The following is a 21273-nucleotide window of genomic DNA, read 5'->3' as shown; positions in this document are numbered from 1 at the left end:
TGAATTGCGGTCGACGATCCCAAGTGCGGAAATGCCGAGCTCCCTGGCCGTTCGGAACAGCTCGTCGGCCGACGAGGCGCCGCGCAAGAAGGAAAAATGGGTAGTGACCTGCAGCTCGGCGTAGCTCATGCAAAGATCCCGTGGCAAAACCAGCGATGCGAGCCGGTTGTTGGATCGACACCATCGCCGGAGCGGAAGATCCACAGCCGCTCGCCGGCCTCATCCTCAACCACGAAATAGTCCCGCACCGCATCGAATTCGGAACTTCTCGTCCACCATTCCCCGAATATGCGCTCCGGCCCGTCGGCGCGTTTGACCCGCCGGCGCTTGCCGCGCCAGGTGACCGAGACAGGCGGATGATCCGGCAAAAGCGCGATGACCTCGATCAATTCCGGCCGCGCCAGCAGCCGCACCGGCCGTGGCCAGTGATGCACCCATGTTTCCGTGACGTCGTCAGCCGCGGCTGCAATCCGGCGGACGCTGCGTTCGGGGACATCGGAGGCGACCGGTGCGATGCGATAGACGCGCTGCCCGCGATTGCCGAAGGTGTCGATCAGCGGCGTGATGTCCCGATCTTTCTCATCGACCAGCGACGATCGCTGCTCCTCGCCAAGCGGTTCGGTCATGACGGCAATCAGCGTCAGCTTCTCGATGCCGAAGCCTGGCTCGATCTTTTCCGTTCGATCGCGAAACAGCTTTGTCAGCCAGGCGATATCGCGGGCCGGCTTGGCGGTGCCGGCGCGGATCGCCTGCCTGTTGCCGTCGACCTTTTCGACGATGAGATCGGTGCGACGAACGCCGAGCCCCTTGCGCTGTAGCTCTGCCACCAGCCTGACGATGAGGCGGCCGACATATTTGTCGATCGTCTCGGCCGCACCGATCGGTTCGGCAAAGGCGCGGCTGACTTCGATCCATTCCGGCGCCCGGATCGGATCGATCGGCTCGGACATACGACCGAACATCTGGTCGAGGCGCCTTCCGATCTCCGGTCCGAAGCGCAGCGCCAACGGCGCCCGCGGCGTTGCCGCCAACTCACCGATGGTCTTGAACCCGAGGGTGCGAAGGCTGGCGACGATCTCCACCGGCAGCCGCAGCAGCGAGATCGACAGCCGTTCGACGGCGCAGGCGGTCTCTCCAGGCGGGATGATGACGGTCTCGCGACGGGTGGCGCGGGCACAGGCATGGGCCGCACCCCACGTGTCGCCGATTGCCGCATGGACGGTCAGTCCCCGCGCCCGGAAACGATTGACCATCCCGGTGAGCATCGGAAGCTCGCCGCCCTGCAGGTGATCGGCACCTTCCGTATCCATGATGATGCCGTCGGTGCCGTCGACGGCAACGATCGGGGAATATTGCGTCAGGGACCAGAGCGCGATCCGCTGGAGCGCTTCAGCGTCGGCTGTCGAATCCGCATCGACGAACTGCAGACCATGGACCATCGCCTGCGCCTTGGCGGCCGGCATGCCCACACGAATGCCGGCTTCCCTGGCCTTTGTATCGGCCGCGGACACAAAACGCTTGGAGCCGCTCCTGGCAATCAGGACCAGCGGTCTGTCAGGCGATAATTCTGCTCTTTGATCCATCCGCCTGATCCGCTCGATTGGCAGGTCCGGCAGATAGATGGATACGACCCGTGGCATCGCACGCCCTCACGACAAACTCAGCGCACTCACCCGCCTTCACCCTCATCAATTCCAGAAGCCATCTTGGCCGGCCGACACCTGGAACCGGCAATTCCTCCGACGGCAAGACGCTGACCCGCCACCGCGTCGTCGACGCCGTCGGCTGCCCGAAATCCGATGCCTCCACCTGCCTCCGCCAGCGCCTGACCACCAGGCCCATGGTTCCGGTCTTTTCTGCCGCCAGCTGCAGGCGGCGCGACGCCACCATCGGCAGCCGGACAACCTCGCCGACGACGGCGCCAAGGCCACCAAAGGCCAGCGCTTCTTCCATCGAGGCAAGAACATCTTCTTGCCCGTCGCCCTCAACGAAGATGACCCGATCGGGATGGAGGCCAGCCTGCGCAAGCGCCGGAAAGAACAAGTCCGGCCGCGTCAGGCACCAGACGATCTTGCCTCTTGTGCGCGCCGCAATGCCGGCGGCAAAGAGCGCAGCGGCAGCACCATCGACGACGCCCGCCCCGCCGCCGGCAACCTCGTGTACGGCACCATGGGCGAGACCCCCACCCGGCAGCGCCGCGTCGATCTCGGGTACACCGAAGGCGAGACAGCCGCTCCTCTTGCCCGCATTCCCTTCGAGTAACGCGATACGGTCTTTCAGATCGGATATCACCCTGTTACGGGCAGCAGTTATCATTCACGGGTCCTTCACAAGGTCGTGTTGGTATCGACGTGATGTCGGTCAAGTGTATATGTTCACTAAATGTTCCAAGTCGCTTTACGTGTCAAGCAACCCGAAATAGGAATATTATCCCTCTATTTTAGTGGACTTTAAGATTCGCATTGGGAATCATGGAGATGACTTCAAACGTCCAGTGACGGAGCTTTCCAAAAAGTTTCGAAGCCGGTCGGCCGGCAGCCACCGATTGGCATTCCAGCGCTTCGTCCGCTACCATGTCGGCCGGCTTCAAGGGAGATGGAGCGTCGATGTGTAACTTGTACCGCATGGAAGACAAGGACTGGGTCAACAAATGGGCTCAGGATGCCGAGAGCCTGATCAACCTGATGCCGGCCTACCAGATGAACCCGGACCAGATGGGGCCGATCGTCCGGAATACCGCGGACGGCAAAAAGCAGCTCGTCCATGCCCGCTGGGGACTGCCTTCTCCACCGTTCGTTCTCGTCAAGGCCGCCGAGGCCAAGGCTGAGAAGCTCAGGGCGAAGGGCAAGGAGGTCGATTTCGAGCAGCTGCTACGCGAACAGGTCGACCGCGGCGTCACCAATATTCGCAATCTCAAGCTTGCACATTGGCGGCGCTGGTTCGGCGTCGAGAACCGCTGTCTGGTTCCCGTCACCAGCTTTGCCGAGCCGGATCCGGCAAGCCAGGAAGAGGGCGGCAATGTGCCGAATGCCTGGTTTGCTCGCGACAACAACAAACCGCTGATGTTCTTTGCAGGCATTCACGTGCCGCAATGGACATCGGTGCGCAAGGTCAAGGATGGGCTGACGACCGACGACCTCTATGGGTTCCTGACCACCGATCCGAACGATCTGATCAAGCCAATCCACAAAGCGGCGATGCCGGTCCTGCTGCTGACCAGGGAAGAAACCGACGTCTGGATGACGGCGCCATGGGAAGAGGCCAAGGATCTCGCCCGGCCATTGCCGGATAACGCACTGACCGTCATGTCCCGCGAGCCCTATGGATCGACGATCGTCACCAAGGAGGGTGAGCTGGTCAGTCCATCAGGCTTGCTGTAACGAACGACGTTTGGGAGCTCAATGAATGGACAACTGTTCGGACAGAAGCAGTTCGTGCACCGCCGCATCGACGATTTCCTTCAGCCTGCGCCAACCATAGAGGTCACGTTCGCTCACCCGCTCCTCGATCGCGGCGATCATCCAGCCGGCTGCAGCTGCGTCGTCGACGTTCTTATGAATGTTGAAGTGTTTCAAACATGCCTCAATGCGGGGACGTGCCGAACCGTGGTCATGATCAATCATCGCTATAAGTGAACGTGCCTCGTGGTAGGTCTTCGCCATATGTTGCTTACCCTCCACTCCGCTCTCGACGATTGTTCTCACGGCAAAGAGCAGAGCCATCAGCAAGTCGGCCGTTTCGTCGGGCACCACCGTCATACACCTTACCGTCTTTGGTCGGATTGGCCTCGCGGGGCCGCGGGCGCTACTTCTGGTTCGTTCAAGATCACCATTCATAGTTCTATAATACGTGGTTTTATCAACTGTCAAATGTTGTGTTTCCGCCATGGATGCACGGCAGCGAGTGGCACTGAATCTCAGGCGAATACGGGTAATGCGGGGAATCTCGCAGGATAATCTCGCGCTTGAGGCTAATGTCGAGCGCGCCTATGTGGGCTATCTTGAGCGGGGCAGTAAGAACCCGACGGTTACGACGCTTGAGAAGATCGCGGAGGCGCTGGCCTGCGATATTTCTGAGTTCTTCCTTCCGGTGGCCGACGATGTCGTCACAGTGAAGCCGCTGAAGAGTGGACGGAAGCCGTCGCGTGGCTGATATCCCCTAGCTCGGCCGCGCGTTTGGTAAGCACGATTTATCCCGGCGGGTATCCGGAGACGGTTCACGAACCTTTGCCTCCGCGATCCCGCCATGCCTTTGCTACGGAGCGGTAAGCCTGCTTGATTGATTCGAAGTTTCGGATCGGGATAAGGGCAGCTAAGAATCTAGTCGATCCCTCCCACGCTACCGGGCATGCGTGTCCGCACCGCAGGGTTCGACCGGTTGAGGTTCTACGTGTGCTCGGAGTGACTTTGGCCAAAAGCGGATATTGGGGAGCTGGCATGGTTATCGCCTCTCTCATTTGCTTTGAGAAACCACAGCGATTGTTTCATGCCTTCAAGTTGGACGAACCGGCCTCGGTGGATGACATCCCCGGCCGGTTGGTCAGTTTGGCCCTCGACAAGGCCGTTGTCGCGGTTGCGGCGGATTCACGCTTCGAGTCAAAATCCGTCTTATTGCACCTTCAGGGCTTCGCACCCTTTGAAGCCGAACTGAAGCAGGTCACTCAGCGGCGCAGGAGCGTGAGCCGGGGAGGCGATCGGCAAGCCTATTATCTCCATCTTCATTTCGAGCTCGATGGCGCTGTCCGAGACCAAATGATCGTAAAGCTCTATACGGGAGACTATTCGCGAGACATTCCGGAGCTCGACAAGGTCGCCGTATCAGTCAATCTTCTGCTGCGTTCCTTCGGCCGAACGCGCACATTCTAACCGAAACGTCGAACCGCCACGGCTGCCGAGTCCGTTAAATCGACCCCATGCGCAGCATCGGTTTGCGCCAATCATCTTGATCGGCGCCAAACCACAGCCGGATCGGGCAAGTTGACCGATCCGCCGCCGTTGCGGCCGATATCCGGAAGCGCAAGGCCCCCGCCCGCGCGGTCATGCCCTCGGTCAGGGCGCCGGCGACGCTTAGTAGCGGTAGTAACGGTGATGACGATGCTTGTACCAACCGTAATGATGGCCGCGCCAATAATGGCTCCGGTAGCTCCGGTGTGATCCCCAATGGTGAGGCCGGTGATGTCGCGAGCCATGCCAATGACGATGATAACGGACCGTTTGAACGGATGATTGGACCTCCGGCTTCGTCATGTTCATCATTGGCGTAGCCGATGCAGCATCGGCGCCGATCAACAAACCGACACTCAGAAGCGCCGCAGAGAGACATTTAAAGATTTTCATAGCAAACCTCCTTTTATATCATCATCTTGGAACCAAGTGGCTGAACGAAACCTGAATGGTTCTCGCGCCCGCCTTGAAGCCGTTCATCCATCACTTGGTGTCCACCTCTTTTACGTGGACACCACATGCCAAAATTCACTCAATCGCAGAAGGTGCGGGGAAATTCGCGTCTGACGGATGGAGCCACCGTCCCATTACGACCGGTTCGTTGACATGCATCAGAAATAGGTCACCCGGCGAGTCACCGCCGGGTGGAAAGAAGGTCAAAGCGGGGCTGAACGCAACAACCCGTGGGCGGCGGTAATAAGCTTCCCGCGGCCGCAGACTAAGTCATTCAACCGGCTTGATCGAAGCGACGATTGCCTTAACTTCAGCATCGTGCTTATCTTCCTCGCCCTTGTCTCCCCAGTACGTCACCACGAGAGCGTTGTCAGCGCTCACCTGGACGATGAGCAAGCCGACGCTAATTGGACCGTTTTCATCTTTACCATCCCACTCCAGGGTGGCCATCTGCATACCGTTGACCTCGGTAGCGGGCGTCTCCTTTTGAGTTGAGGGGTCGATCGTCACTTTATTTTTTGCGAGAAAATCGATCGCGCCGGTAACAACTTTATCCATGGATTTGTCGCTGGCGACCTCGGCTGAAAGATAGACCGCGGAATCGTCTGAGGTTCCCTGGACGCCGCCGTCGGTTTCCTCCGGCTTCCAGCTATCTGGAATGGTGATACTTGCGACGGGCTTGTCACCAGGAAATGTCAAGGTCGCGGCGTGCGCCGTAAGAGGAAACGTTAATGCAAGCAAAGCCGATATGATAATTTTCTTCATGATAGAATCCTTAGAGCTTAAGGCCGATATGCAGGACGGCATGAAGCTTCTAAAGAAAACATATTAAGATCGTGATCACCTGGCGAACAAAGTAGCAATATTAAATGAAATAAGCCCAACGAAATAGGCTGTCGTTACTGACAAGGTCGGCCGGACATCAATCTCCAGTCGCGCGCCGTATCTTCGTACTCGATAGTTGCATAAGGATAGTTCGGTCCGGATACTGAATTCGATATTAAATTCATCTCAATTCACTGTCTGGTGAGCGCCTCAGTCGTGACCGGCTATCCTTGCATGATCGTATCGGACAATGCCTGCAGCAGGACGAACACGAGGGCGGTTCTGGCGCCACCAAACCTGTTAGGAAGGTGGCGGAACAGCACATACTTGCAACGCCCCTCAGTCCAACGGAGTTGCGCTCACCGGTACAAAATTCACATAGAAGGTAATACCAACTCGACGAACGACCGCTACGCGCTGAGTTTACCAATCGGCCTTACGAATCAAAAAAAGGAACTTTGAATTTAAAAAATGATGCGACACCCGTTGCCTACGCACGCTTCCAACATATCTTGCCTAGAACTGCGCATCTCTGTCGTCATGGAGGAGGACGTTATCATGCCAGGCAAAGAGTGGGTAATTGGTCGGGCAGACGAATCTAAACGACAATGCCGCGAGCAACTCCAGCAGAAGATCGATGAAGCTGTCCAGCAGCTTCTACAAGCAGGGTGGGAGTCTTACAACATAGCGGAAACGCTGCTTGAGCTCGCTGACGACTATCTAGATACTGTCACGGGTGCCATCGGGATGGATTCTCCCTCAACGTTATTGCATTAATCTGGCACTTGCGGCCTCAGGCTCCAAGAAGTCCTACGAAATTTTGGAATTCGGACGTCAGATCGATTGAAATCAACGAGCGCCCCGGCACTCTGATGTTGGCTGACCGGCACCGCGTCCGTCTTCCAGTGGGCTATGTCTGACTTCGCTCTGCCGTTCCAATTGGGATTTGAAAGCCCGCTGTACAAACGATAAAGATTCGCCGTCGCAAATCATCGTCGTTGTCGTCAGACAGCGGACGAAGGAGAATGGTCATGCCTAATGGAACCATCAAATTCTTCAATGATGAAAAGGGATTCGGCTTTATCGCACCGGACGATGGCGGCGACGATGTCTTCGTTCACATCTCCGCGCTCAGAAGCGGCAGCTCGCCCGCCAAGGGCACAAAAGTCTCCTACGATCTCGGGCTGGATCGCAGGACCGGAAAGCCGAAGGCGGAAAACGTCAATATTCTCTAGGGGTAGTCTCGTCATCCAATCGTGCATCATTGATCCAGCTGTCAGGACGAGGATGCATTATGAGAGGCGCTCTTCACCGTATCGCCTGGCGTTAAAGGTGCGGAGGGTTGAGGGCACTGTTTCAACAACCAAGCGCCGTTAAGCGTTCAGTGGGTGGTTCAGGAGACGCTTTCTCAACCCACCGCTTTAAGAGGATATGAGTCGAACTGGTCAGGCTCCATGGTTGCATCTAGGACGACGCTTCCACGCCCGACCGATTTCGCACGATAGAGAGCCGCATCCGCCGACTTCAGGGCAACTTCGCAGCCAGGACCGTTCACTGCCACTTCGCTGATCCCAAACGAAGCGCCAATGGACACTTCGCAGCCCGGCAATTTCATTTTGCCGGAAAGAGAGCTTGAGAGGCGCCGGCAAATGTCCCCCGCCTCCGTTGCCGACAGGCCAGGCATCATGATGGCGAACTCATCGCCGCCCAGCCGGAACAGCTTGTCTTCCGCGCGAACGCCTGCCTTCAGCCTCGCTGCGACAACCTTCAAGAGCTCGTCGCCCACCGCATGCCCGTGGGCATCGTTAACGGCCTTGAAGCCATCCAGATCGAGACAAACAATGCTGAAAGTGCCCTTCTCCGCCGATGCCCCAAATTCCGAATTCAAGAGCGAGCGATTGGCAAGGCCCGTCAGGAAATCATGGGTCGCGGCGTGCCACATCTGCCGTTCCCGATTCACCAGCACCTGTGCTGCCGTCTGCGTGATGCGGATCATCAGGATAGCGCCGGCAGCAAGAACGAGTCCCACGGTCAGAATTAGAGGCAACGACTGCCAGAGGACGTCGGACGCAGGTGTTGGTGGAAGCCAGGACAGGACCTCAGCCTCTCCCCCCGCTCCGACGGCGATTTCGGCGCGGGCGCGATCCGGCGCGACGGCGGGGAGAGGACTAATTTGTGCATCGTTGAGCAGGAACCGCTTTCCGAAGAAATCCTGTAACGTGCCCCCGATCGGCATCGCGGTTATGAGAACAGGTGCTCGCTCCCCCTTCGGCTTGGATGTCCCAAAATCGGACTGGAATAGGCTGACGGAAAGGAGCACGGCTTCATCCCCGATGACCTCGATCCGACTGATCGCAAGCGGAGATGGAATACCAGGCTTCTTCGGTTGACGCTCCCGAGAGCGGATACTTCTGAGCAGGTCGGCCGCATCCTGGACCATAGCGACCGGCCCACGCACGAAGAAGGGCCGATTCTTTACCGTGTCATCCGTGCGGGAATAGATGATGGTGCCCTGGGAATCGAGGACGACCACCGAGCGTGTCCTCGAGGTACCGATTAAGGACGCGCCTATGTTTCTGTCCGTCCATTCTGCATCGAAGGTATTGTCCAGCTTTGCGATTGCTTCGTCCCAGATGGTCCAGGCTGTCAGCGAAAACTCGACGTCGGAGATCCATAAAGCGATATTTCGCTCAACGAGCATCTCCTGGCTCCGTCTTGCCTCTGCATCAATTCGTTTCACGCCATAATAGGGAAACGTGGCCATCGCAGCGATGAATAAGGCTATGCCGACGATCGCCGGACCGACGAGCCTGAAATGTAAAAAGCGCATCGCTGCCGATCGTCCTCGATATTTGACAAGTAAACTCAGCCTATTCGTTAGAGCTTACCGCGACGTTATCGAGTTCTTTTACTTACGAGAGATTTTTGCTATTCACCCAATCAGCAGTCTGCCTCGATATGGGACTGCTTCTCACCGCTACTGATACTTTTTGCTGAGATGGCCGGCCTGCCAGACTGAGCAATAAAAGGCGGACACAGCCTAAAAAATCCAGCTTTTGTTAATGGTTTGTGCCAGATGATGCGGCGTTGCCGCTAGGCGTTGTCATCCAAAGGCGATCCTCGTGTAAGCTGAGCAACCGAAAGCCTATTGGCGCTGCACGAATGATTTGAGGCAGCTTTTCCTCCACCATTTCTGAGAAAGCCCGATGACGGGCCTGCCTCTTTCTTGTCACTCCTGAAAAAGGCCTCATGCAGACATTTGCTCCATCTCCATGCCAGGATCGCGATTTGGACGCCCTTTTGGCGCCGCCGAAATGCAACGATGGCATCTCGTCCCCCAATTCAGGCAACTCGGATATCGGAGGGTAGCTGTGTCGCTGCTTGCTCGTCTTCTCGTTCTCATCCTGTTTCTTCTGCCCACGACCGTATGGGCCGGGAGTGACGACTGGCAGGTTGCGAAGGCCACCAGCCAGGTAAAATATACGGTAGACCGCTCAAACTGGATGGATCTACATACCGGTGACATCGTTCCAAACCGAGCCTGGATATCGACAGGCCCGCGCGGGCGCGCTCAACTTGCGCGCGGCGTCGAAAGCATTGGATTCCAGCCAAACACAATGGCCTCGATCACCACGACTTCCAGCCTCTTCTCTTCGCGCAAGACCGAGATCCGTCAACAGATCGGCACACTCGATCTTGAGATAGAAAGACGCAGCCAGCCACATACGACCGTTCAGACGCCGTATCTCGCTGCGGTTGTCAAAGGGACTATCTTCCACGTTAGCGTCGGAAAAACAGCAGCCTCCGTTTCGGTTGACCGAGGATTGGTTCAAGTGAAGTCCTTCGCCAGTGGTCAACAAGCAAATGTTGGGCCGCATCAGACTGCTGCCGTCAACCGCAATACCGGCATGGCGGTCTCCGGGCAAGTGTCGGTGCCGTCCATCACCTCCATCGCCCCGTCGGTGGCAACAGTGCCGGCATTGGGTGCCACGACGTTGTCTGGACAGCCTTCTGCGAGTAACAGCACCAACAAATCGTCGCAAGCTGCCACTACTGGCAACAGTGACGACAAGGGGAGCGCTAGCGGCGAGGACAATAGCGCCTCCGGAAACAGCAGCGGAAAAAGCTCCGGTGAAGGAAACCACGGCAGCAGTGGGAGCAGTGGGAGCGGCAGTGGCAATGGAAATGCCGGGAACGATAATGGCAACGGCAATGGGAATTCCAAGGGAAATGCCGGAAATGGCGGCGGAAACGGGAGCGGCGACGGGAATTCGAACGGCAATAACGGAAATGGCGGCGGCAATGGAAAAGGAAACGGGAACGCCGGAAACACTGGCGGGAATGGAAATGGCAATGCTGGCAACGGCAGCGGAAGTGGTAACTCCGGCAATAGCAACGGGAACGGGAACGGGAACGGGAACGGGAACGGGAACGGGAACGGGAACGGGAACGGGAAGATCGGCAAAAAGTGAAGAACGTCAACAGCCCTTTGTCAGGTCTTTACAGGGGTAATCCGGGAACCATATTGCTGCGAGCTTTGCTCGTCCTCGCGATCTTCGCATTTCCAGTCATCGGCCCTGAACTTGTCCCTGTCATTCAGCTGAACGACGAGCTAGTTGCCAAACGGTTCGAATGGGCGCCCAGGCACGCTTCCGGGCGGATTGCATTCATCGCCATAGACAAACACACTCTTGATGAAGTTGGTGTCTGGCCATGGCCGAGGAGCATCTATGGAAAAGTCCTGGACAAATTATCCAGCGCTGATGTCGCGGACATCTTTATCGACATCGATTTTTCAACACCTTCAAGCGCGTCAGAAGACGCGCTTTTCGCTTCAGCTCTAGCAAAGATAGGCGGCGGCGTTCTACTGCCGATTTTCCGACAGCAAAAAACGGCGGCGTCTTCGCAGACAGAAATTTCACGGCCGATTCCGCAATTGCTTGCCAATGCCTGGCCTGTCTTTGCCAACGTCGCGGCGGACGCCGACGGTCTGGTCCGGCGGTTCGATTTCGGCAGTGACTTCGATGGAAAGCCAATTCCTTCTGCGGCTGCCGCCTTATCTGGCGAATCCAGGACCTCCGGGAGCCAATTGGTCGATTTCTCAATCGTACCGGAAAGCATCCCGACCTACTCTTTGGCAGAGGTCATCAAGGGAAAAGTCGGCGCGGAGCAACTCGCGGGTCGCTCTGTGGTGGTTGGAGCGTCCGCGGCCGAACTAAAGGACACGTTCACTGTACCTGTATACGGCGGATTGGCCGGTCCGCTGGTCCATGTTCTCGCCACAGAGACGCAACTCCAGAAACGCAATCTGCGGCAAACCCATCAAGTCCCGCTCGATCTTTTATTTGCCGCGGGGTTGATTTTCGGCGTGTTTTATTTTCGTTCGGTCGGCATGGGCAAGACCACGCTTGTTCTTGCCGCCCTGGGATTCGGCTGTGAGGCTGCGGCTTTCATCCTACAGAAAGAGCTGGCAATCGTTAGCGGAACAATCGTTCCCTGGGTACTTCTGGCACTCGCGTGGGTACTTGCTTTGAACGAACGGATAGACCTTGGAGAGATGATAGCCGCCATTGCCAGTGTCGATGCTCGAAATTCCCGCCGGCTGATGAGAAGTATCATAGCCGACAGCTCCGACGGCATCATCGCATTCGATTCCGACCTCAGAATTTCGGATATTAGTGATTCCGCAAAGTCTATCCTGGAGATCAGGGCGGGCGATAACCTTCTGACGATCGGCGAAAATCCCGTCTCCCAGGCGCTCAGCGAGATTGTTGGCCGCTATGATCCACAGCAGATCGGGATAGAATTCAGGACCGTTGAATTTCGGAAGCCCCTGGACGAGAAGCTCGCGGCCTATGAAGCCTTGATAACCCTTTCGCCCCTTGAAGCGATCGGCCGTCATTCCACAAAGGCCTTTGCAGGGTGCATCGTCATTCGGGATATCACCGCCAGAAAGCACTATGAAGACGGGCTGAAGCGCATATCCGAACGCGACGAGCTGACAGGCTTGCTGAATCGGCGGGAATTTCTCGTGCGGATTGAAGGACGGAACGGCATCATCTCTCTGCTCGACATAGAACGCTTCACGAGCATCTGCACCACGCTCGGAAGAGAGATTGGCGACGCGCTCCTAAAAGCCGTTGCATCCCGATTGACTGGCGCTCTGCCCAATGCAACTCTCGCCCGGATCGACGGTGATCTGTTTGCGGTCTTTTCGGCCGAAGAAGAGGAGGCGGAAGTTTTTGCTGAACGGCTCCTGCGCCTCTTTGAGAAACCTGTTGCATTTAACCGGATGTCGGCGCCAGTCGGAATTCGCCTCGGCCTTGCCCGATGTGAGCTTGTGAGTGCTGAAACTACGTTACGCGCGGCCGAATCCGCACTCGACACTGCAAAGAGATCATCGGCGCAATGGAAAGCCTTCGATCCGCAAATGGCTCTTCGTCAAGTTCGCACCAGACGACTGGAAGCGGAAATGCGTGCTGCGCTCCAGGATAATCAGTTCTTCCTGGTGTTTCAGCCACAGATCGATTTGGCGACTCAATGCTTTGTGGGAGCAGAAGCGCTTTTGCGATGGGAGCATCCTGAACTTGGCCTGATATCGCCAGCGGAATTTGTGCCGATCGCGGAATCGTCCGGGCAAATCTGTGAAATCGGGCGATGGGTACTCATGCAATCCTGCGCGGAAGCAGCACGGTGGTCGCACGGTATCATGTCCGTCAACGTTTCTGCCATACAGTTCGAGCGTACCGATCTCGAAGCAGACGTCCTTCATGCGCTGCATCAGAGCGGGTTGCCCGCTTCTAGACTATGCCTTGAACTCACGGAATCGGCTTTCATCAATGATGGCGGACGCTCCATCGCGAAGATGTCCGGAGTTCGCGCGGCGGGCGTAGCCCTCGCCCTTGATGACTTTGGAACCGGCTATTCTTCGATGAGCTATCTGGCCGACCTGCCGCTCGACAAGCTGAAAATCGACCAATCCTTTGTTCGAAGAATGATAGACGACCCAAACGTCCGGGAAATCGTGAAGGCCATCGTGTCGATGGGGCACGGTCTCGGCCTGGAAATCGTCGCAGAGGGCATAGAAGGCGAGGCTGAGAAGGAGGCTCTCTGCCGACTTCGATGCCAAACTGGCCAAGGTTATCTGTTTAGTAAGCCTCAACGCGCCAGTGCTATAGTGCAGCGATATAGGCTGATGGCACCTGCTGTCGTAAGGCTAACTTAGGCGCCGGACTTGGTCTCGGCGGCAGGCGCTTCTTCGATAGCGCACTCGCACGAGAGCTGCGGGCCGGACAATCAGAGGGAGAAAAAGCGACGTGCAGTTTTGATCGTGCCGGATCAACCGAGTAAAGCCGATTGTGAGCCGAGCATGCCTGCCTTCCAGCGACATCACTGCAATTTCCGCCAATCAGCTTTCCGTATCAATGAATGACGGATCGCCTGAAAACACTGGAATGAATTTTCGATCGTGTTGTTTTCCGGCAAATATCTGCGCTAGTCGGCCCGCTTGCAGCCGTTCAATATCCCGCGGATACATAAAACCAACCGCCTCGCTCAAACAAATCCGACCACTGAGCGCCTCCAGGTAGACCGTGATCATATTATCGAAGGCTTTGTGCGCGCGACGTTTGGATTCAGGATCCAAAAGCTCCCAATTATCGTATAAAACGGCAAGAGCCTTCTGACGCGCCTGTTTGTGCCTCTTTGTTTTCAAAGCTCCCCCTCATCGCTCGCGTGAGTCTCTTACTGTGAACTGATGCCGCGGAAATCCCGTCTGTATTCTTCCTCTCAGATGGAAACGATTCAAAAATGGCGCACACGAAGCCTAGCTCGGCCTCTCCGCCAACGCTATGCCCGAAACCCAACGAACCATCGCTGACGAGCAACTGCCGAGGGGAAAGCCTTCGTTTCGTGGGTGCCATCCGAGACGCAGCGTCGTGTAGCCATCTGATCGTTGCCGGATTCATTTCACGCAGGAAGGCCAAATACATCGCATCGCGATCTATTTCAATCGTGGGAGCGCTCTCGATCAATTGGCGTACACACAATTCTGACCACGGCTCGCAACCAAAAGGTTTTAGGCACATGCGTCACGCGATTCCGAGCTGAACGCCGGCACAAATGAAGTTGCGCTAACGGCATTATAAATCTCGCGGCGTCTCACTGTCTGAGATGAAGAATTATTAACCTCGGCGATTCACTATACGACCGATGTTCGCAACGATCATTATGTTGACGCGCGGGGAACGCCGACGCAGAAGCGCGCGTCCCAAATCGCTTTCATGATTTGATCAGAATGCCCTGTCGTTTCTGATATCGCTTTCGATGCGCGCGACGCAACCCTCTACTCTTGCCAGCAGAATTTCGAAATCGATGGGTTTGGTCAAATAATCGGCCGCGCCTGCCCGCAAGCCCATGACAACATTTTGCTTGTCGGTCATTGCGGTCAGGAAAATGAACGGCACGTTGGAGAGATCCGGATAGTTGATCTGAATCTCCGCGAGCAGCTGATGACCATCCATTTCCGGCATGGTGATGTCACAAATGACGATATCAGGCCATTTGGAAAGCAGAAGGTCCAAGCCTTCGCGGCCATTTGAAGCCTCCAATGTCGTGAAACCGGCCTCGGTCAGTTCTTCGACGATGAGGCCTCTGATTTCCGCTTCGTCATCGATACATAAAATCGTAGTCACTGGCTTGTCCTCCTGGCGATCATGCAGCGTTCGTATGACGATCCGGCGACGCCGGGGAAACTATTTGTGCAATTGGGAATGTTACGATGAGGGAGGTCCCCTTCCCCTTCTCGCTCTCAATCCCGATCGAGCCACCGTGCAATTCGACGATTTGTTTTACCAGGTACAGGCCGAGGCCCGTCCCGGGAATTCCCGTCGATGTTCGCGCACGAAAATACCGCTGAAAGATCTTCGGCACATCTTCGGCATCAATACCCACACCGTGATCGCGAACGACCACCTTTACCGTGCTACCTTCCTGCCGGCCTACAACGTGAATATCGGGCTGACCAGGTGCATATTTGATGGCATTGGACAGTAGATTGGAGAATACCTGCTCCAGAGCGAATTTGTCGGCATCGATATAGTCGGGCAAGTCATCCAAATCGACGGTGATGCGATGCGATTTACTGATGGTCGCCTGACGATGACAGCAGGATTCGATGACGACCCTAAGCGCACAGCGGTCATAACGAATTTGAATTGTCCCGTTATCCATGCGGCTGGCGGCAAGGATGCTTTCCATCAGATCGACAATTCTGACGACCGACGATCGTATCTGCTCCGCTTTATCACGGACAAACTGAGAGGAGATTTCTCCCTTAGCCCGAACCAGACGTTGTGCCGCGCCGTCGATGATAGCCAGTGGCGTGCGAAATTCGTGAGATGCAAGCGCGACGAACTGGCGCTGGAGTTCGTTGATGTTGCGCTCCTGCTGGAGGAGTCGTTCGAGCTCGCGCGCCTGTTCCTCGACCTCCCTCGTTCTCAAGGCCACCGTCGCTTCAAGCGTCTCCTTGTGTCGCAGAAGGATCTCGGCATTTCGAACGCTTTCCGAGATATCCTCATGCGTCGCCACGTAACGTCCGTCGGCCATGGAACTATGCGTGATGCGGATTACTCGTTCATCCTGAAGGATGACATTCTGGCTTGCTCTTCCGCCCCTTTCCTCTGCCAATCCGATCACATCGAAATATGTCGCCGTGTGAAGGGGACCGTTGCCCAATTGCGAGCGATAATCGAGTATGGCTTGAAGCGGTGTGCCGGCGACGGTCAAATCCTCGCGCAAGCCATACATATCCGCGTATGCGACATTGCACAAAATCAACCGCCTATCGGTCGAAAACATGCAAAGTCCATGCGGCATGTTGTCGAGCGCGATATCGAGTAGGCCATCTGTCTGGCCACTAGCCCATTGCTCTACATCCATTATGGCCCAACCTTCCCATCTCCCCAGGTTAATGTAGATTTATAATACTAATTTTGCGTTGCAGACCGCCCGCCCCCACACCGGCGGTCGTACGATCGGCCGAATGTAAAATTGCGACAGTGTCCGCAAGGAGACGCTAACAATCTAGGTGGTAGAATCGACTGTTCTGTATTGCGAACGAAACATCCTCCTGGCGATTGAAGATGGAGCTGCACAAGAACGAGGTCTCGGCCAACAAACTGGACATTGATTTGAAAATCCAGCAGAGCGCGTCGACGTCCCTGCCTATAGAAGAGGTAGAACAGCTCCTCAACGGTCGTACTCGAGACATACGGCTGAAGGGTGACCTTCTTCGCCTCTTTCAGGAGCGTTCCTGGCCGCGAACCGCCAAGATCATCCGCTCGTGGATGATCTGGGTAACATTCATCGACCTGCTTACGTTGGGATTGAATGCGATCCTGCTTCCGAGACCGGTCGCACTCTCCATGTTTGCCCCGGCCTTCCTTTTACCTCCCGCGGCTTTGGGTACTGCCTTTTTCTGGAGAAAACCAGGCGTGCCTATACTTCAGATAGCCATCCTTCTAGCCGGCTTGTTCTTCATCCTGCTCTCCGTTGCGCTGGTCGGCGTAACCGCCGGAGGGGAATTTTACGAGCGGCATTTGAACATCATGTTGTTCGTGGCCATTTCCGCGATCATTATCTTCGCCATCCCGCTGCCGGCGACGACCATCATTGCCGCGATGGCTCTGGGCCTTTATCTCTTCATCCAAATCCATAATCCGAGCATCACTGTCGGAAGCGTGGAGGCGGCAACCTTGTTTTTTACTGCCGGCATCGTCGCGACGATAGTGTCGCGGCGCACCATCACGATCCTTGCGCAAAAGGCCTTCCTTCTCGAGCTCCGGGACCGAAGTCGCGTAGCGGAACTGGCCGCCGCAAACGCGCGCCTTGAGCTCCTGGCAAGAACCGATCCACTCACCGGCATCGCCAATCGACGCTGGATGATGGAACTCCTCAATCGCCTTTGGGATGCAGGGGCCGAAACGGGAGGCATTGCCCTATTGATGTGCGACATTGATCATTTCAAAAGCCTGAATGACAGCCTCGGCCATGGCGAGGGCGATCGCTGCCTCGTAAAGGTCGCCGGCATCATTCAGAGCAACTTGAGAGGAAGCCACGATCATGCGGCGCGCTATGGGGGCGAGGAATTCCTGGTCGTTCTTCCCGGTATCGCGGAACAGGAAGCAACTGAGGTCGCCAGACAGATCCGGGAAAGCGTGGAGATCGCATCCCTTCCGAATCCCGCTTCACGAGTATCACCCTATGTTACGGTCAGCATCGGTGTGAGCCACGTAGAAAATACCCAAAATGCCACGCCAGAACAGCTCCAAAGCCAAGCGGATCAGGCACTTTATCGCGCTAAGGAATTGGGCCGCAATCAAGTCGTCCCATATGCTCATTGACCCGTTGAAGCGCAGGACAATGCCGCGGTGTTCGACATGAATGGCAAGCCAACCACCGAACATTAATAGGGCGCTCGACCCTTGCGGGGAGCGCCCTGTCCAACCCGGACGATCGCGCGCGGCAGACAGGCTGCGCAAAAGCAATCATCGATACGGGTGGAGCACACTAAGTGATGATTGAATGAGCGGTTTTCAAGACTCGTCGACGTGCTCAAGCTCGAAGAAATAGATCCGCTCGTCACCCCTGATCGTCATCGCGCCCATGAGTCTCAGCTCATCGAGCCGGCGAAGATGATCGACGATCGGTTGATGGTCATAGACCATAGCGGCGCTTTCGACACCGTCAAACGGTAGGGTTTTCAGGGTTGCGACCGGCCCGTTCGCGCGAAGCCGGCGCTGAAGATAGAAAAACAGGTTTGCCGCCATACGAGTCCGGCCGAACTGATGGAAACGCATCGCCCAGTGAAGCGGGATCCATCTTGGATCGATCGCGGTGAGCCGGCGCTCGCCGGAGCGAAACAGCAAGGCATCAGCGCGCATATCGGGCGTGAAGCGCTTGCCGTACCAGCCGAGATTTTCGAGCACGCCGTCGAACGGGTGGTTCGACGGTACGCCGTGCCCCTTCCACAGGCCGACAAGTTCGCGCGGCGCGACCCGCGGCAAGTGGCGGAATTCCTCAAACGCTGTCCGCTGGTCTTTCACTGGATGGCTTGTCCGATTCCTTGCGCTCTGAGGCCCGCCGCCTGGATCTCGCCTCGCGCCGGGCATATCCACCAGTCGCGATCGCGATCGCTTTGCTCCGGAGATGCACGCGCCGGCCGGCATCTCGCCTCCTGAGTCCTTGGAAGATCTTGTCGAAAAGGCGCAAAGTCAATGATTGCCTGCGCCAACGACCTGCACTGGTCCTGCTGGGATATGGGATGGCCATACTAGCAAAACCGATTTTTCCGATTGCGCCGACGACCGGCATGGCAGAGTGGACCGCCAGTACCGGCGGCGCCAGATTGCCGCCGAAGAGCATGTTGATCAAGCGGCTGGCCACCTGGGCAGGTCCGAACAAAGCGCCAACCGTGACCGCCGCGGCGCCAAGGTCGATAACCGTGAGCATCGGCACCATATGGACCAGGGCCGCCGACAGCGTGAAGCCCTGTAACGCCAACGCGAGAAGATAATAACCCAACCGGCGCGGCGAAAGCTTGAGGGCGCCGAACACTGGCGCCGCGGCGAGCACCGCGTCCTGGTTGGACTTACACCCTTTGTGGATTAAAGGCCTATCTTCAATTTGGCTTTAACCTTCGCACCGGTCAGAATAAGCGCCTGACGGACGTTTAGCTTGACACCAAGCGCTATTCAATTCCGCGGGATTTGAACCGATCCTGGAAAACCGGCATGAGCGGCGATCGCTTCCCTGCAGCTTTGTCAGTGATGCTCATTTTCACTTTATGGTTTACTCGGCTTCTTCACGCCGTTCTGGGCAGGATATTAATTGCGCTCGCTGAAGGGCCAAAGCCGGGAACAACATCAAGGCTGGCGCATTTTGTGAATTCGATGCCCAGTAAAAACTTGGGGGAAGAAGTTGGTTCCCGCGGACAAACTTGATCTGAATTCAGAACCTTTCAAAAGGCGGCGAGCACTTGTGGTCGAAGACGAAGTCCTCATCAGAATGGACATCGCCCAAACTCTTCGTGATCAAGGTTGGCAAGTCGTTGAAGCTGGAACAGCGGACGATGCACTGAGTGTGCTGACGCGCGATGCTGATTTTGACCTCTTGTTGACCGATGTTCAGATGCCGGGCCATCGGACGGGTTTGGATTTGGCCACGCAGGTTAAGGAACATCACAGCCATATAGTGGTGGTCGTGATGTCAGGACAGCAGCCACCCGATTTCACCGGCTCCGCGCCGTTCGACTTATTTCTTGAGAAACCCATTTTGAACTCGCTACGGGAATTGTCCCTTTTGATAGGCAATTTGAATGACCAAAACGCACCCATCCGAAACGATTCTTCTTGTTGAAACGGATCCGCTGCAACGATCGACGGTGGCGGAGTATTTGCGTGATTGCGGCTATTTCGTCATAGAGGCTAACGCGGCGCGTGAGGCGCTGGTCATCCTTCGGCAGCAACATGTGGACGTGCTGGTAACGGATCTGGAGTTGGGGGACGAATCGGGTTTTCAGCTTTCGGCTGCGGCGCGGGAGCTCCGCCCCGATGTTAAAATCCTGCTGACCCGATCGGCGGAGCGGACGGCGAAGATCGCAGATGATCTTTGCGAAGACGGCCCTTTGGATCGTCCCTATCATCCGCAGGAACTCGTTGCGCGGCTCAGACGCATGCGAGAGAGTAAAGGCAACTGATTCCAATTGATCTGCCCACCGAGGGGGCTTGAGCGGGCACGATCAATCGCCCCAACTCGAGCAACAGCGTAGGCTTTTGCGGCGACCTCGCATTCATGCAGCTTGCCGCCAAGCAGCGAAACTCTTACAGGATTTTTGCCAAAACCTCGAAATTGGCCGCTCTCCGCCTGCAGATTCCCGAGCGACGCGTTTCGTAGATCATATCTGTAGCCTCCATCGGAGATGATCGTGTCATAGACGAAATGAGGGCGACAGCGTCTTTGTCGTCGTAAATTCCTGATTGAAGCTCAATGGTTCCACCTGTTCGCACCGCAATGCTGACGCTTAGCATCTTCGCCCCTCCGGTTTGTCGATCACCGCGCTGTAAACTCCCAGCGAGACGATACGTTCCAAAGCCTTTGATTAAATGCTCCACGCCGGACGAAACAGCCCTCGCACAGCATTTCCCGCGCCGCCAACACGATATTCGCAACTGTGCTCGTCTGTATCAGAGGCGACCATCCGAACGCTGCGCTGTCGCATCAGAGATTTTCCACCTATTCGGCCACGAGTAGCCAGTCGCGGCGAGTTTCAATTGGATCGAGATAGGAACTTTGAGGTCTCGCTCTGGTTCGATGAGGAATGCATCGTGCGCCGCAGAATCGCGGGCCGGTTTAGGGCAAGCACGCGTCACGAGTTAAGGATGAACAGCCAATGTCTCACGACCGGAATAGGAAGTGTAGGGAGGACCAAATGGAAGATTTGAAATGCAGCCCTGTGGTCGAAACGCGCCTTTGGAAGATCCGGAACCTCCTATACCGGGCCGTTCAGGATTCCATGCTGAAGGAGCAAGGAGAAGGGCATGTGGCGGTCAAACAAGCCTACGAAGATATCTCCACGCTCCTCGATGAACTTCACCCGAACATTCGCCCCCAAGAATAAAGCTGACACCTATCGGTACACCGGAGCGCTATACGATTGGCGCCTTGACCAAATCACTTTTTGTGGCGATCTCCTGCAGGAGCTTACTAGATCGGCAGGATTTCCTTCCCCAGGGAATGTTCTGCCTCGGTAATCACGACGAAAATCTCGCGTATGGCCTCAGCCTATAGCCGGATCTGGTGCACTTATCAGCGGCCTCGGCGAAACTCTTGATGGATGACGGTGTGTCTGCGGCTACAGCCCTGGGCATTCCAAACATTGAGTGTGACGACAGGGACGCCCATGCTAAACTCATTTGAAGCTCTACGTTGGCGGAATTCACGCGGGCTGGATAAGTTCCCTGCCATATTATGAATAATCATAAGCGGAGCTGGA

At 56.3% G+C, this 21273-nt stretch carries 21 protein-coding genes and 1 pseudogene; 12 read left to right on the top strand and 10 right to left on the bottom strand.

The window, feature by feature from the left end:
• Window positions 1–125: 125 nt before the first annotated feature.
• Both AC13Q5_RS33470 and AC13Q5_RS33465 read right to left on the bottom strand, forming a co-directional pair.
• Complete coding sequence (locus AC13Q5_RS33470) at window positions 126–1640, bottom strand: Y-family DNA polymerase (RefSeq protein ID WP_488504712.1); 1515 nt, start codon at window positions 1638–1640, stop codon at window positions 126–128.
• Window positions 1555–2313 carry an ImuA family protein gene (locus tag AC13Q5_RS33465; protein WP_488504719.1) on the bottom strand — a complete coding sequence of 253 codons (759 nt, stop codon included), beginning with the start codon at window positions 2311–2313 and terminating at the stop codon, window positions 1555–1557. The genes AC13Q5_RS33470 and AC13Q5_RS33465 overlap by 86 nt, the downstream gene beginning before the upstream one ends.
• A gap of 293 nt (window positions 2314–2606) precedes the next feature.
• Between AC13Q5_RS33465 and AC13Q5_RS33460 the strand changes: the two genes are divergently transcribed.
• Window positions 2607–3380, top strand: coding sequence for an SOS response-associated peptidase (locus AC13Q5_RS33460; RefSeq protein ID WP_488504711.1), 774 nt, complete (start codon window positions 2607–2609; stop codon window positions 3378–3380).
• Between the two features lie 18 nt (window positions 3381–3398).
• On the opposite strand, the gene AC13Q5_RS33455 is transcribed toward AC13Q5_RS33460, so the two are convergent.
• Window positions 3399–3758 carry a hypothetical protein gene (locus AC13Q5_RS33455; RefSeq protein ID WP_488504709.1) on the bottom strand — a complete coding sequence of 120 codons (360 nt, stop codon included), beginning with the start codon at window positions 3756–3758 and terminating at the stop codon, window positions 3399–3401.
• Window positions 3759–3933: 175 nt separating this feature from the next.
• On the opposite strand from AC13Q5_RS33455, the gene AC13Q5_RS33450 reads away from it, so the two are divergent.
• Window positions 3934–4152, top strand: coding sequence for a helix-turn-helix domain-containing protein (locus AC13Q5_RS33450; RefSeq protein ID WP_488504708.1), 219 nt, complete (start codon window positions 3934–3936; stop codon window positions 4150–4152).
• Between the two features lie 284 nt (window positions 4153–4436).
• Window positions 4437–4865 (top strand): annotated as a pseudogene (locus tag AC13Q5_RS33445) (Curdlan synthase); the annotation flags it as partial.
• A gap of 801 nt (window positions 4866–5666) precedes the next feature.
• On the opposite strand, the gene AC13Q5_RS33440 reads toward AC13Q5_RS33445, so the two are convergent.
• Window positions 5667–6161, bottom strand: a complete 495-nt coding sequence (locus AC13Q5_RS33440) for a histidine kinase (RefSeq protein WP_488504707.1) — start codon at window positions 6159–6161, stop codon at window positions 5667–5669.
• Between the two features lie 618 nt (window positions 6162–6779).
• Here AC13Q5_RS33440 and AC13Q5_RS33435 point away from each other — a divergent pair.
• Window positions 6780–6998: a hypothetical protein gene (locus tag AC13Q5_RS33435; RefSeq protein WP_488504706.1), complete on the top strand. Its 219-nt coding sequence runs from the start codon at window positions 6780–6782 to the stop codon at window positions 6996–6998.
• 254 nt (window positions 6999–7252) lie between these two features.
• Entirely contained in the window at window positions 7253–7456 is a 204-nt protein-coding gene (locus tag AC13Q5_RS33430) for a cold-shock protein (protein ID WP_488504705.1), read from the top strand.
• A 173-nt stretch (window positions 7457–7629) separates the two neighbouring features.
• Here the strand turns inward: AC13Q5_RS33430 and AC13Q5_RS33425 are convergent, their stop codons facing one another.
• Entirely contained in the window at window positions 7630–8922 is a 1293-nt protein-coding gene (locus tag AC13Q5_RS33425; protein ID WP_488504704.1) for a sensor domain-containing diguanylate cyclase, read from the bottom strand.
• A gap of 670 nt (window positions 8923–9592) precedes the next feature.
• Between AC13Q5_RS33425 and AC13Q5_RS33420 the strand changes: the two genes are divergently transcribed.
• The gene (locus tag AC13Q5_RS33420; RefSeq protein WP_488504703.1) at window positions 9593–10693 is read left to right on the top strand and encodes a FecR domain-containing protein; all 1101 of its coding nucleotides are present in this window, start codon (window positions 9593–9595) and stop codon (window positions 10691–10693) included.
• Complete coding sequence (locus AC13Q5_RS33415; protein ID WP_488504702.1) at window positions 10690–13446, top strand: EAL domain-containing protein; 2757 nt, start codon at window positions 10690–10692, stop codon at window positions 13444–13446. The genes AC13Q5_RS33420 and AC13Q5_RS33415 overlap by 4 nt, the downstream gene beginning before the upstream one ends.
• A gap of 183 nt (window positions 13447–13629) precedes the next feature.
• On the opposite strand, the gene AC13Q5_RS33410 is transcribed toward AC13Q5_RS33415, so the two are convergent.
• The 3 genes from AC13Q5_RS33410 to AC13Q5_RS33400 all read right to left on the bottom strand — a co-directional run bounded on the left by AC13Q5_RS33410 (window position 13630) and on the right by AC13Q5_RS33400 (window position 16160).
• A complete protein-coding gene (locus AC13Q5_RS33410; protein WP_488504701.1) occupies window positions 13630–13935 on the bottom strand; it encodes a hypothetical protein in 306 nt (101 codons plus the stop codon).
• A 577-nt stretch (window positions 13936–14512) separates the two neighbouring features.
• Window positions 14513–14914 carry a response regulator gene (locus tag AC13Q5_RS33405; protein ID WP_488504700.1) on the bottom strand — a complete coding sequence of 134 codons (402 nt, stop codon included), beginning with the start codon at window positions 14912–14914 and terminating at the stop codon, window positions 14513–14515.
• Between the two features lie 19 nt (window positions 14915–14933).
• A complete protein-coding gene (locus AC13Q5_RS33400) occupies window positions 14934–16160 on the bottom strand; it encodes a sensor histidine kinase (RefSeq protein WP_488504698.1) in 1227 nt (408 codons plus the stop codon).
• Window positions 16161–16363: 203 nt separating this feature from the next.
• Between AC13Q5_RS33400 and AC13Q5_RS33395 the strand changes: the two genes are divergently transcribed.
• Window positions 16364–17623: a GGDEF domain-containing protein gene (locus AC13Q5_RS33395; RefSeq protein ID WP_488504697.1), complete on the top strand. Its 1260-nt coding sequence runs from the start codon at window positions 16364–16366 to the stop codon at window positions 17621–17623.
• A 192-nt stretch (window positions 17624–17815) separates the two neighbouring features.
• Here AC13Q5_RS33395 and AC13Q5_RS33390 read toward each other — a convergent pair whose 3' ends face one another.
• Both AC13Q5_RS33390 and AC13Q5_RS33385 read right to left on the bottom strand, forming a co-directional pair.
• Window positions 17816–18391: a DUF4334 domain-containing protein gene (locus tag AC13Q5_RS33390; protein WP_488504718.1), complete on the bottom strand. Its 576-nt coding sequence runs from the start codon at window positions 18389–18391 to the stop codon at window positions 17816–17818.
• Window positions 18300–18854 (bottom strand): hypothetical protein, encoded by a 555-nt coding sequence (locus AC13Q5_RS33385; RefSeq protein WP_488504721.1) that lies wholly within the window; start codon window positions 18852–18854, stop codon window positions 18300–18302. Before AC13Q5_RS33385 ends, AC13Q5_RS33390 begins: the two co-directional genes overlap by 92 nt.
• A gap of 158 nt (window positions 18855–19012) precedes the next feature.
• Here AC13Q5_RS33385 and AC13Q5_RS33380 point away from each other — a divergent pair, with 158 nt between their 5' ends.
• The 4 genes from AC13Q5_RS33380 (at window position 19013) to AC13Q5_RS33365 (ending at window position 20898) form a co-directional block, all read left to right on the top strand.
• Complete coding sequence (locus AC13Q5_RS33380) at window positions 19013–19222, top strand: hypothetical protein (protein WP_488504696.1); 210 nt, start codon at window positions 19013–19015, stop codon at window positions 19220–19222.
• 37 nt (window positions 19223–19259) lie between these two features.
• Window positions 19260–19637, top strand: coding sequence for a response regulator (locus AC13Q5_RS33375; RefSeq protein ID WP_488504695.1), 378 nt, complete (start codon window positions 19260–19262; stop codon window positions 19635–19637).
• Window positions 19597–19977 carry a response regulator gene (locus AC13Q5_RS33370; RefSeq protein ID WP_488504694.1) on the top strand — a complete coding sequence of 127 codons (381 nt, stop codon included), beginning with the start codon at window positions 19597–19599 and terminating at the stop codon, window positions 19975–19977. The genes AC13Q5_RS33375 and AC13Q5_RS33370 overlap by 41 nt, the downstream gene beginning before the upstream one ends.
• A 732-nt stretch (window positions 19978–20709) precedes the next feature.
• Entirely contained in the window at window positions 20710–20898 is a 189-nt protein-coding gene (locus AC13Q5_RS33365; protein WP_488504693.1) for a hypothetical protein, read from the top strand.
• Window positions 20899–21273 lie beyond the last annotated feature (375 nt).

It is taken from the genome of Martinezella sp. CNPSo 3964 (genome assembly GCF_057784375.1).
Note: the sequence above shows the minus strand (reverse complement) of the source record. Positions and strands in the feature narration are given on the sequence as shown.